We start from the raw sequence: 11,432 nt of genomic DNA, 5'->3' as shown, positions 1-11,432 counted from the left end.
CATCTTCAAAAATACCTCGATGAATTCTGCTACCGATTCAACCGCCGTTTCTGGCCTGGGCAGGGCTTCGACCGCCTCTTGAGGGCCTGCTCCAGTGCCACCCCTGTCACCTATGCGGAGTTAAGGGGATAGCCACGTAACTTTAACAAAAATTTTCCATTGATTTTTTTGCCTTCTTCGGCTAATTCCCGCATCATCCATAAAAAACACAATAAATCCAACGCCGGAACTCGGCCGCCTCTTTTCTCCACCCCGCCAAGCGGCCTCTCGTCCCGGAGGATGTATGCATAAACCCCTCACCTGGCTCTTGATACTCTGCCTGGCAATGGCCTCGGCCTGCGCGAAAAAATACCAGTCCGACAACCAGGACATGAAACCCAACCTGGACCCGGAACTGTCCAACCCGGACTTCCTCAAGATCAAGCGGCCGCGCCCCCTCACCCAGCAGGAGAAGGAGGCCCTGGCCTCCAGGACCGATATCCCCTTCAATCTGGATGTTCGCGACACCGAGGAAGTCCAGATGTTCCTCACCTACTTCACCCAGGAACGCCGCGACACCATGACGCGCTGGTTGGAACGGGCCGCCCCGCACCTGCCGTACATCCGCGCCGTGCTGGCCACCTACAAGCTCCCCCCGGACATCATCGCCCTGCCATTCATAGAGTCCGGCTACAACACCATGGCCTATTCCCCGGCGGGCGCAGGCGGCATGTGGCAGTTCATGCCGGCCACAGGCAGACGCTTCGGCCTGAACGTGGACTGGTGGGAGGATGAACGCCGCAACCCCTACCTGTCCACCGTGGCTGCGGCCAAGTATTTGGCCGAACTCTACGCCCTCTTCAACGACTGGAACTTGGCCCTGGCAGCCTACAACTGCGGCGAAGGCAAAATGAGCAGGGTCATCAACCAGTCCGGGCACAACAATTTCTTCGACATCGCCAAAAACCCCAACCTGCTCAAGCAGGAGACCAGGCACTACGTACCGAAATTCCTGGCGGTTCTCAAAATTTTCAAAAACCTGGACGCTCTGGGGTTCAAGCAGGTCAATTGGGGTGCGGGACAGGTGCTCGAGGAGGTCCCCGTTCCCGGCGGAACCGACCTGGCCGCCCTGGCCGAGGCCTGCTCCATGAGCTGGGAGGACTTCCACAAGTACAACTCCGGCTTCCGCCGCCAAGTGAGCCCGCCTGACAGGCAAAGCCCGGTCTACGTGCCCGTAACCAAAAAAGATCTGGCCCTGGCCTACTTGAGCAACCCCTCCTGCGTGGCCAACCGGGGCATACGCTCCTACACCACCGCCGCCTCGGATTCCTGGTGGAACATTTCCAAGCGGACCGGCGTCCCCATAGCCGCCCTGCGTCAGATGAACCCCTCTGTGGGTGAAACCGTGGCCCCGGGGCAGACGGTCTATGTGCCCCTGGACAGTTCCGCCCAGGACACCGCCCTGGCCGATCTGGACGACAAGCCCGCCCCGCGCGCTTCCGAAGTGGCCAAAGCCCAGATCCACAAGATGAAGAAGGGCGAATCCCTGGCCTCGATCTCCAAGCTCTACGGAGTCTCCCAGGCCGACATCCTCAAGGCTAACAGCTTAAAGTCTCCCAGCCAGCTTGCCGTGGGAAAAACCTTCACCATCCCCGGCAAGGCCGTGCCCGCTGCCTGCCCCCCCATCCAGCCCAAGGGCCAGACAGCGGAGTCCAAAACCGTTGAGATCAAAAAAGGCCTTACGTTGGCTTCGGTTGCGGCCGCCAACAAGGTGGACGTGAAAACCCTCATGGCCGCCAACGGGATAAAATCCGAAAAAGACCTCAAAGTGGGCATGAAGCTGAAAATTCCCATGGAGGTCGCCTCCACACCCGCCCAGGCAGCCATGGCCAAGCCTCCTATCGAGGCTCCCGCAAAGAACCAGGCCCAGGCCGAACGCCTTGCCACTTTGGCCAAAGGCCAGCCTGCCAAGGAAACTCCTTCCAAGGACAAGGGCAAACCCGAGCCAAAGCCGGTTGCCGCTGTCCAACCCGCAAAGGATTCCAAGGACACATCCAAGGACAAACCCGCGCAGGAGCAAAAAAGCAAAGCCGGCACCCAGCAGTCAGCGGACTCCAAAAAGCCAGGCGGCCCGGTCCACTACAGCGTGGAGAACGGCGAAACCGTCTGGAGCATCGCCCGCAAGTTCAAGGTTGACCCCAACGCCCTACTTGCCTGGAACAACCTGGACAAATCCGTGCACTTAAAGCCCGGGGACAAACTGAAAATAAACGTGCAGTAGATCATCAGGCGGGGGCGAAAGCCCCCGCTCTCTTTGCACGCTCCACAACCCTACTCTCCCAAACCTTCCATGGCCTCGTCCACGCTCCAGCCGTCGTGGACCACCTTGCCCAAGGCCTGCAGGAGCCTGGTGGGGTCCTTGTGCTGGAAGATGTTGCGCCCGACAGAAAGCCCTGAGCCACCGGCCTGGACAGAATCGAACACCATGCGCAGAAAATCCCTCGTTGTGGGGGTTTTAGGCCCACCGGCAATGACCACCGGCACCCTGGCTCCGGCCACCACTGTAGCAAAGGACTCGGGGTCCCCCGTGTAGGGAACTTTCACGATGTCCGCTCCCAGCTCCATGCCCACGCGTGCGCAATGGGCCACCACGGCCGGGTCGAACTCGCTGGATATCTTTGGGCCGCGCCCGTAGACCATTGCCAGTACAGGGACACCCCACCGGGCGGCTTCGCGGGTGATGCGTCCCATGTCCGCAAGCATTGTCCGCTCGGACTCGTCGCCCAGGTTGAGATGCAAGCTCACTGCGTCCGCTCCCAATTGGATAGCCTCTTCCACCTCGCAGACCAGAGTTTTCACTCCCGGGAATGGCGAAAGCACCGTGGAAGCCGAAAGATGAACAATAAGGCCGATGTCCCGGCCTCTGGCCCTGTGTCCGCAGGGCACAACCCCCTTGTGCATGAGTACGGCGTTGGCCCCGCCCTCCACGATTCGCGTGACGGTGTCGCGCATGTCGATGATGCCGTCGATGGGGCCCACCGTCACTCCGTGATCCAGGGGGACAATGATGGCACGGCCCGTGTCTCTGTTGACGATGCGCTCGAGGCGGATGGTCTTTCCGATGTGCATGGGGTCCTCCTTGCTCCTTCCCGGGGTGATGGCGCTCCCGGCATGAAAAAGGGGCCGCGAACGCCTGGTTCGCGGCCCCGTGGAAAGGGCGCTTTGCGGTTTGTTCCTACGATTGTTCGCCCGGCCACGTCCCGCGAATGCGGAATCCGTAGGAATAATAATAGCAGGAAAAGGGACGGGCTTGGGGCTTGCGCATGGCTTAGGGTTTAGTCATTGTGGGCTTCACCTGTCAAGACGGAGGGATGTATGCGAGTTGTCAGCGTGATGGTGCTTGTTTCCATGCTTGCCGCCTGTTCCGGGCAGCCCACGTTGGTGAACACCAACAAATCCCCGGCCGAAACCCGGGCCGACTACGACGACTGCCAGGGGCAGGCGGCAATGGCTGCGGCCCTAACGCCCAAAGGAAAAAGCATCGACGACATCCGCCAAAAAGCCCTGGACGAGTGCATGAAAGCCAAGGGTTACGTCGTAAAGTAGCCGGTCATGCTCGTTACAGTGCGTTGCCTTGCCTCCCTTGTCGCCTTTCAGCCGGACCCGCCTGAGATGACCCTTCCCGAGAACGCCCAAGTGGCCGACGTGATCGCCCGGCTAGGCATTCCGGACGGTGCCGAATTCATGCTTCTCCTGAACAAAGGTCCGGCCGGTATGGACTCTCCTCTACGCCACGGTTCCACCCTGGAACTGCTGCCAATAGTCGAGGGAGGTTGAACCTCTTTCCATCATGGTTGTTTTGACATAATATAAGCCCATGTCTTTGGATATTGACCCACTTTCAAGCCGCCTTGCCGACGGGTTCGGGCGCGTGGTCAACTACCTCAGGGTGAGCGTGACCGACAGGTGCAACCTGCGCTGCCTCTACTGCCGCCCGATCAAGGACTTCCAGGCCATCCCCCATTCGGACATCCTCTCCTACGAGGAATACCTCCGGATGATCCGACTGGCGGCCCCTCTAGGACTGACAAAACTCCGCCTCACGGGTGGCGAACCCTTGACCCGCAGGGGTTTCCACCGCTTTCTCGAAGAGGTGATGCGCATCGCGCCCGGCATGGACGTCCGCCTGACAACAAATGGCACTCTGCTGCCGGGACAAGCCAAAACTCTGGCTGCCCTTGGGCTCACGGCGGTGAACATCTCCCTGGACTCGCTTGATCCCGCCACGTTTTTCCGCATAACCGGCGCGGACCTCTTCAGAGATGTCCGTAAATCCATAGACGAATGCCTGGACGCCGGGCTTCGGGTAAAGGTGAACGCCGTTGCCCTGCGCGGACTAAACGACAGCGAACTTCCAGCATTCCTGGACCTGGCCAGGACACACCCCCTGGACATGCGCTTCATCGAGTTCATGCCCATCGGAGGCGACACCCTCTGGGACGACGGCCTCTACTGGCCTGCCTCGGACATACTGGAGAAGGCGCAGCAAATGGCCGAACTCACCCCGGTGGTCCCCGGCGACGAAGGGCACGGCCCGGCCCGCATGTGGAACATCGCAGGCGGTCACGGCCGCCTGGGAGTGATCTCCGGGCTTTCCGGGCACTATTGCTTTAGCTGCAACCGCCTTCGCCTGACCTGCGACGGCAGGCTGAGAACCTGCCTCTACTCCGACACAGAATACCGGCTGCGCCCGCTGCTGCGCTCCGCCAAGACCTCCGACGAACGGATCCTCGAGGTGCTCAGAAGAGCCCTGGCCAGAAAACCCATGGGACACAAGCTCCTTCAGGAACGACGCAACCGGGGGGTCTGCGCCAAACCCATGACGGCCATTGGCGGATAGACAATGGAAAAAGACTATCTCGAACTGATTTCCCCGCAGGCCTTCCAAACCGTTCTTCAGGGTTTCCCACCCCTTGGAAGTGAAGCCGTCCCTCTGCACGCGGCGTCTGGCCGTTTTCTGGCCCAAGCCGTGGCATCACCCGAGAACCTCCCCCAGCTGCCCCGTTCCAGCATGGACGGATTCGCCGTGCGCGCAGCGGACTGCTTCGGTGCCACCGAAACCAACCCCACCTATCTGGACATGGCCGGCGATTTGGACATCACCGCCGTCTCCAAGAGCGCCCTGGCTCCTGGCACATGCCTCAGGGTGGTTACGGGGTCCAGCCTGCCTCCGGGAGCGGACGCTGTCGTCATGGTTGAGCATACCCAGGACCTGGGGGCGGACACCATCGAGATCAGAAAGGCCGTGGCACCCGGCGAGAACATGATGCTCGCCGGCGAGGACGCCACCGCCGGACAGCCGGTTCTTGCCGCTGGCGCGCTCATTCGTCCTGCTGAAACCGGCCTTCTGGCCGCCCTGGGAATCCAGGAGGTGCGTGTCGGTGTTCGCCCTGTGGCCGCCATTCTCTCCACCGGCGACGAACTGGTGCCTGTTTCGCATGCTCCGGAACCAGGCCAGATACGAGACGCCAACGCTCCGGCCCTGGCGGCCATGTGCGCCCAGTGCGGGGCAGAACCGGTGCAGTTCGGCATTGTCCGAGACGATGTTTCCGCCATTGCCGACGCACTTTCTCGCTCCCTGGCGGTGTCCGACGTGGTTTTTCTCTCTGGCGGCAGTTCGGTGGGCGTGCGCGACCTGACCATAGAGGCGCTCGCACAGCTTCCCGACACCCAGGTGCTGGTTCACGGCTTGGCCGTAAGCCCCGGCAAACCGACCATCCTGGCCCGTTCGGGCGGAAAGGCCGTGTGGGGCCTGCCCGGGCAGGTGGCCTCGGCCCAGGTGGTGATGTTCGTGTTCGGCTGCCCCTTTCTTTCCCATCTGGCGGGAGACGGCTCCGCCTTTTCCCGTCCCCGCCCACAGATCCAGGCCAGACTCGCCCGAAACGTGGCGTCCAGGCAAGGCCGGGAGGATTTCGTGCGCGTAAGCCTTCGCCCAAGCGGGAACGGACTCCCTGAAGCCGTGCCGGTGCTCGGCAAATCGGGGCTCGTAAAAACCCTGGTGCAGGCCCAGGGGCTGGCCAGAATTCCGGCCGACCTGGAAGGTCTGGAAGCCGGAACAACCATCCAGGTGATGCTGTTATGAACGTAAAGCGCAACATCTTTCTCCGCACGGTGCCCATCCCCGAGGCTTTGGCCTTGGCCAAGGCCGCCTTGGACCGCATCTCCCTGGTGGGAGTCGAGTCCGTTCCGGTGGAGGAATGCCTGGGCAGGATAACGGCCAAGCCGGTCATGGCCCGCTTGAGCTCTCCCACCTTCCATTGCGCGGCCATGGACGGCATTGCCGTGAAAGGGGAATCCACTTTTTCCGCGCGGGAGGGCAGCCCGGTCGTTTTGTCTCCGGACACTGACTTCGCCATGGTCAACACCGGCCAGCCGCTGCCCATGGGATTCGACGCAGTGGTCATGATCGAACACGTGGTATTCGACGACCAGGGCCGGGCCACCCTGGAAACTCCAGTGGCCCCCTGGACCCATGTCCGCCGTATCGGCGAGGACATCGTGGCCACGGAACTGGTTCTGCCAAGGCGCCGCAAACTCACTGCCTACGATCTGGGAGCGCTTCTCTCCTGCGGGGTATGGGAGGTCGAAGTCTACGAGCGGGTGCGCATGTCCGTGATCCCAACCGGAGACGAGGTGCTCGACTACACCACCCACCCCACTCCGGGCCCGGGCCAGGTGGTGGAATCAAATTCCGTGATGCTTTGCGCCTTGGCGCAAAGCTGGGGGCTTGATGCCCGCAGACGTCCGCCCGTTCCGGACAACCTTGACGCGCTGGCCAGATCCGTTGAGGAAGCCCTGAACTCGCCAGCTCACATCATCACACTGGTGGCCGGATCGTCCGCTGGGAGCAAGGACTTCACCCGGGCTGTCATGGAACGCTTCGGCGAGGTGGTTGTCCACGGCATTCAGGCCATGCCTGGCAAGCCCTCGCTTCTGGGCGTGGCCCAGGGGAAGCTCCTGGTGGGTGCGCCAGGGTATCCTGTATCAGCCGTTGTCTGCTTCGAGGAGCTTCTGGCCCCGCTGGCCGCCTGGCTCACCAGGGCAGAGCCCGCCCGGCGCCCCACAGCCAGGGTCCGTCTGGCCAAGGACGCCCCGTCCAGGCCCGGACTTACAGAGTTCTTGCGCCTTTCCGTGGGACGCGTTGGAGACGGTTACTCGGCCTTGCCCCTGTCGCGCGGTGCGGGGCTCATCACCACCCTCACCCGGGCCCAGGCTGTGGCCAAGATACCGCCGGACAAGGAAGGCCTGGCCAAGGGCGAAGAAGTAACGGCCGAACTCCTGGTCTCCCCGGAGGAGTTGGAGCGCACTCTGGTGGTGGTGGGCAGCCACGACATCACCCTGGACCTTCTGGCGGATGAACTCATGCGCCTGGACAACCCCATGCGTCTGGCTTCCAGCCACGTGGGAAGCCTGGGCGGTCTTGCCGCACTGGCACAGGGTTCAGCCCTTATCGCGGGTACGCATCTGCTGGACACGGATACCGGCGACTTCAATTTCTCGTTCCTGGACAAACATCTGCCGGGAATGGCCGTGGCCGTGATCAACCTGGCCATCCGCCACCAGGGGTTCATTGTGTCCCCAGGAAACCCCAAAGACATTCAGGACGTCTCCAGCCTGGCCAGAGGCGACGTACGCTTCGTCAACCGCCAGCGCGGAGCGGGCACACGCATCCTGTTGGACTACCACCTCAAGATTGCCGGGATCGACCCGACAAAGGTCACGGGCTACACCCAGGAAGAGATGACCCACATGGGCGTGGCCGCCAACGTGCAGAACGGTGGAGCGGATTGCGGGCTTGGCGTTTTTGCCGCGGCCAAGGCCCTGGACCTGGACTTCGTACCCCTGGCCCGCGAACGTTACGACTTGGCGCTACCCTTGACGAGCCTAGAGGAACCGCGCGTCCAGGCGCTTCTCCATGTGATCCAAAGCGACAGTTTCAAGGCCAAGGTTGAGGCTTTGGGGGGCTATGAAACCGTCTGGACCGGACAGCGGATGCAGCCCGGACAGGGACTGCCCCCGGACAACCTGGACGTGGAGAACTGATCCGATTCGACCCGTTGGTGTGATCTCCCTAAGAAACATGCAATGCGCCCGGAAGCCTGTGGTTTTCCGGGCGCATCTTTTGCCAAACCTTTTTTCTCCAGTTCAGCCCAGAAACCGAGTCCATAGAGCGGAGAGCGGCATGACGATAAACAGAGAAGGGACCATATTGGCCACGGGGAATTGCTTTATCCCGCAGATACGAAATCCCGTGGCCAGCATGATGAGACCACCGCAGGCGGAGAAATCGGCGGTCATCCCGGGAGTGACCAGGGGAAGAATCAAGGACGCACCCAGATAGAGCCCGATTTGGATTATGAACTGGGGGATCATCAGAGTGGCCACGGTGTAGCCGAGTGATGCCGCAAAGATGGCCGAGGTGAACAGATCGAGAATGGCTTTCACGATGAGCAGGGTGGCGTCCCCGGTCATGCCTTCGCTCATGGCCCCAAATATTCCCGTACCGCTCACGCAAAAAAGCACCATGATGGCCACAAACTTCTCGAGAAATTCGTCATGGTTCACGTCCGAAGCGGGCTTTGCAAACTTCTCGATCAGTTTCCTCGTTTTCGCGGCAAGCCTCTGGATTCCGGTTTCAAGATGCGCCAGCTCCCCCACGAGGGCCCCGAGCACAAGGGCCAGAACCATGGGAGGCAATGAATTCACCTTGACGACCATGGCTATGCCGAGCCCCATGGACGCGCATCCGAACACCATAGGCATCCTGGTGCGCAGGTTTTTGCTCAACCTGTCTCCAAGCAACGCCCCCGCAAGAGTCCCAGCCAGCACGGCCGCCGCATTCACATATGGACCAACCATTCTTCCACCCTGTTCCTTGTAATGCCTCGCTGCCTGCAAGGCGTCGCGTTCAGGCAAGCGGGTGGCATTACTCCCCTGTCCGCGTTCGGGCAATACTTGGGTTTGCCTGCTGGCCCTGGCTTCAGCAGAGAAACGCGAGATCCACTTTTCTTCAAAACAGTCATTTTGCCAGCCGGAACCATGCCTCCCGGGTGGATTTTCCGAAACATTTGCATTAAGGGTTCTTCCTGCACCCGCTCGGGTGCAGTCAGTAAAAACCGCGCCTGATGCCCCATCGAAGGAGAATTCATGCCCCCTGCCACTGTTCCAGCCGACCTCCCCGTTCCCCAGCTCAACCAGAACGCCAAACTCGTCCTTGCCAAGCGCTACCTCCGCAAGGGCCCCGAAGGCGATCCCGTGGAGAACGAGCAGGCTCTTTTCTGGCGCGTGGCCCAGGCCATCGCCAAGGAAGAGGCGAAGTACAAGAAGTCTTCCTGGAAGGCCAAGGAACTGGCCCGGGCTTTTTACGACCTGATGATCTCCTTCAAGTTTCTTCCCAATTCGCCCACCCTCATGAACGCCGGCACGGACCTCGGACAGTTGGCAGCGTGTTTCGTCATCCCTGTGGGCGATTCCATGGACGAGATCTTCGACGCGGTGAAACATGCCGCCCTTATCCATAAATCCGGCGGCGGCACGGGTTTCTCCTTCTCCAGGCTCCGCCCCGCCAGCGCCCGGGTGGGCTCCACCGGCGGTGTGGCTTCCGGGCCGATATCCTTCATGCGCATTTTCAACACCGCCACCGAGCAGGTGAAGCAGGGCGGGACCAGGCGCGGAGCCAACATGGGCATCCTGCGCGTGGACCATCCGGACATTCTGGACTTTATCCGCTGCAAGGAGCGTGAGGGAGACCTCAACAATTTCAACATTTCCGTTGCTCTGACCGAATCCTTCATGCAGGCGGTGGAGAACGACGAATCCTACGATCTGGTCGCTCCGCACACCAAGGAAGTCACAGGAAAGCTCAAAGCCCGCGAAGTATTCTCGATCCTGGTGCAGAAGGCCTGGGAATCCGGAGACCCGGGAATCATCTTCCTGGACCGCATAAACCGCGACAATCCCACTCCGGCCCTGGGCGAAATCGAATCCACCAATCCCTGCGGCGAGCAGCCGCTGCTGCCGTATGAAGCCTGCAATCTGGGGTCGCTGAACCTTGCGCTCATGACCAACGATTCCCGTGAAGGGATCGACTGGGAAGAGCTCAAGCGCGTGGTGCACCTCGGGGTCAGGTTCTTGGACAACGTCATCGACGCCTCGGTGTATCCCTTGGAGCGCATAACAGACATGGTGCACTCCAACCGGAAGATCGGCCTTGGGGTCATGGGCTTCGCGGATCTGCTTTTCCAGCTGAACGTCCCCTACGATTCCCAGGAAGCCCTCAAGCTGGCCGAAAAGATCATGGATTTCATCCAGGTCGAGTCCAAGGCCGCCTCCAAGGAACTGGCCGACGAACGCGGCCCCTTCCCCAACTACACCAAGTCGGTGTTCGTGGATCGCAAGCAGGGGCCCTATCGCAACGCCACCACCACCACCATCGCGCCCACAGGAACGCTCTCCATCCTTGCCGGATGTTCCTCGGGCGTCGAACCTTTGTTCGCCCTATCCTTCGCTCGTCACGTCATGGACGGCGAAAAGCTGGTCGAGTCCAATCCCTTCTTCGAGGCCGCGGTGAAGGCCGCCGAGTGCCACTCGCCCAAACTCATGGAAGAGGTGGCCGCCAAAGGTTCCATTTCGCATATCGACTACATTCCAGAGGACATCCGCCGCGTCTTCGTTACGGCCATGGACATCGAGCCCCTCTGGCATCTCAAGATGCAGGCCGCCTTCCAGAAGTACACGGACAACGCCGTTTCCAAGACCGTGAACCTGCCGACTTCCTCCACCCAGGATGAAATCTGGCGCATATACTGGCTGGCCTACGAACTCGGCTGCAAGGGCGTCACCGTGTACCGCGACGGCTGCAAGGCCGGCCAGGTGCTTTGCACCGGCGACGGCTCCAAGCAGGAGAAGCCAGATGAACGCGCGGAGTCCAAGGTGCGCCACCGCCCGGACGTCTGCTACGGCTTCACCCAGAAGGTGAAAACCGGATACGGGGATCTCTACCTCACCGTGAACGAGGTGGATGGCAAACCTTTCGAGATGTTCGCCACCATCGGCAAATCCGGCCGCTCCATCACGGCCAAGGCCGAGGCCATAGGCCGTCTCGTTTCCCTGGCCCTTCGCTCCGGGGTGGATGTGACCGAAGTTGTCGGCCAGCTCAAGGGCATCGGTGGCGAAAACCCGGTGTTCCAGAAGAAGGGCCTGCTTTTGTCCCTGCCAGACGCCGTTTCCTGGGTGCTCGAGCACCGCTACATGCAGGGGCGCAGTAAACCTGAGGACTTCAAGTCCTTGAACGTTCCCACCTGCCCCGAATGCGCCGAAGAGCTCGTTTTCGAAGAGGGCTGCTACGTGTGCAAGGCCTGCGGCTTCACCAAGTGCGGATAATCCGCCGGTGA

At 61.2% G+C, this 11,432-nt stretch carries 9 protein-coding genes; 7 read left to right on the top strand and 2 right to left on the bottom strand.

All coding sequences use genetic code 11. The annotated features are described in order from the left end of the window. The first annotated feature begins 283 nt into the window (after window positions 1-283). Complete coding sequence (locus HY795_19075; protein ID MBI4807323.1) at window positions 284-2,260, top strand: LysM peptidoglycan-binding domain-containing protein; 1,977 nt, start codon at window positions 284-286, stop codon at window positions 2,258-2,260. 50 nt (window positions 2,261-2,310) lie between these two features. On the opposite strand, the gene HY795_19070 is transcribed toward HY795_19075, so the two are convergent. After that, window positions 2,311-3,108 carry a class I fructose-bisphosphate aldolase family protein gene (locus HY795_19070; protein MBI4807322.1) on the bottom strand — a complete coding sequence of 266 codons (798 nt, stop codon included), beginning with the start codon at window positions 3,106-3,108 and terminating at the stop codon, window positions 2,311-2,313. A gap of 246 nt (window positions 3,109-3,354) precedes the next feature. On the opposite strand from HY795_19070, the gene HY795_19065 reads away from it, so the two are divergent. From HY795_19065 to HY795_19045, 5 genes are read left to right on the top strand one after another with little or no spacing between them, the layout of a single operon-like run. Beyond that, window positions 3,355-3,585, top strand: a complete 231-nt coding sequence (locus HY795_19065; GenBank protein ID MBI4807321.1) for a hypothetical protein — start codon at window positions 3,355-3,357, stop codon at window positions 3,583-3,585. 6 nt (window positions 3,586-3,591) lie between these two features. Continuing rightward, window positions 3,592-3,816: a MoaD/ThiS family protein gene (locus HY795_19060; protein ID MBI4807320.1), complete on the top strand. Its 225-nt coding sequence runs from the start codon at window positions 3,592-3,594 to the stop codon at window positions 3,814-3,816. Between the two features lie 40 nt (window positions 3,817-3,856). Beyond that, on the top strand, window positions 3,857-4,879 hold the full coding sequence (moaA, locus tag HY795_19055) for a GTP 3',8-cyclase MoaA (protein MBI4807319.1): 1,023 nt from the start codon (window positions 3,857-3,859) through the stop codon (window positions 4,877-4,879). Window positions 4,880-4,882: 3 nt separating this feature from the next. After that, window positions 4,883-6,121, top strand: a complete 1,239-nt coding sequence (locus tag HY795_19050; protein MBI4807318.1) for a molybdopterin molybdotransferase MoeA — start codon at window positions 4,883-4,885, stop codon at window positions 6,119-6,121. After that, entirely contained in the window at window positions 6,118-8,082 is a 1,965-nt protein-coding gene (locus HY795_19045; protein ID MBI4807317.1) for a molybdopterin biosynthesis protein, read from the top strand. The genes HY795_19050 and HY795_19045 overlap by 4 nt, the downstream gene beginning before the upstream one ends. A 102-nt stretch (window positions 8,083-8,184) precedes the next feature. On the opposite strand, the gene HY795_19040 is transcribed toward HY795_19045, so the two are convergent. Further along, entirely contained in the window at window positions 8,185-8,898 is a 714-nt protein-coding gene (locus HY795_19040) for a DUF554 domain-containing protein (GenBank protein ID MBI4807316.1), read from the bottom strand. Between the two features lie 288 nt (window positions 8,899-9,186). On the opposite strand from HY795_19040, the gene HY795_19035 reads away from it, so the two are divergent. Beyond that, a complete protein-coding gene (locus HY795_19035; protein ID MBI4807315.1) occupies window positions 9,187-11,421 on the top strand; it encodes a vitamin B12-dependent ribonucleotide reductase in 2,235 nt (744 codons plus the stop codon). Window positions 11,422-11,432 lie beyond the last annotated feature (11 nt).

It is taken from the genome of Desulfovibrio sp., from assembly GCA_016208105.1.
Taxonomy (GTDB): Bacteria; Desulfobacterota; Desulfovibrionia; order Desulfovibrionales; family Desulfovibrionaceae; genus Fundidesulfovibrio.
The sequence above is the reverse complement of the archived record's forward strand: the minus strand, read 5'-3'. Positions and strand labels throughout refer to the sequence as shown.

Excerpts from the sequence above, each read along its gene's own strand:
- HY795_19075 (MBI4807323.1), top strand. The coding sequence starts at position 284 with ATGCATAAACCCCTCACCTGGCTCTTGATACTCTGCCTGGCAATGGCC.
- HY795_19070 (MBI4807322.1), bottom strand. The coding sequence starts at position 3,108 with ATGCACATCGGAAAGACCATCCGCCTCGAGCGCATCGTCAACAGAGAC.
- HY795_19065 (MBI4807321.1), top strand. The coding sequence starts at position 3,355 with ATGCGAGTTGTCAGCGTGATGGTGCTTGTTTCCATGCTTGCCGCCTGT.
- HY795_19060 (MBI4807320.1), top strand. The coding sequence starts at position 3,592 with ATGCTCGTTACAGTGCGTTGCCTTGCCTCCCTTGTCGCCTTTCAGCCG.
- moaA (MBI4807319.1), top strand. The coding sequence starts at position 3,857 with ATGTCTTTGGATATTGACCCACTTTCAAGCCGCCTTGCCGACGGGTTC.
- HY795_19050 (MBI4807318.1), top strand. The coding sequence starts at position 4,883 with ATGGAAAAAGACTATCTCGAACTGATTTCCCCGCAGGCCTTCCAAACC.
- HY795_19045 (MBI4807317.1), top strand. The coding sequence starts at position 6,118 with ATGAACGTAAAGCGCAACATCTTTCTCCGCACGGTGCCCATCCCCGAG.
- HY795_19040 (MBI4807316.1), bottom strand. The coding sequence starts at position 8,898 with ATGGTTGGTCCATATGTGAATGCGGCGGCCGTGCTGGCTGGGACTCTT.
- HY795_19035 (MBI4807315.1), top strand. The coding sequence starts at position 9,187 with ATGCCCCCTGCCACTGTTCCAGCCGACCTCCCCGTTCCCCAGCTCAAC.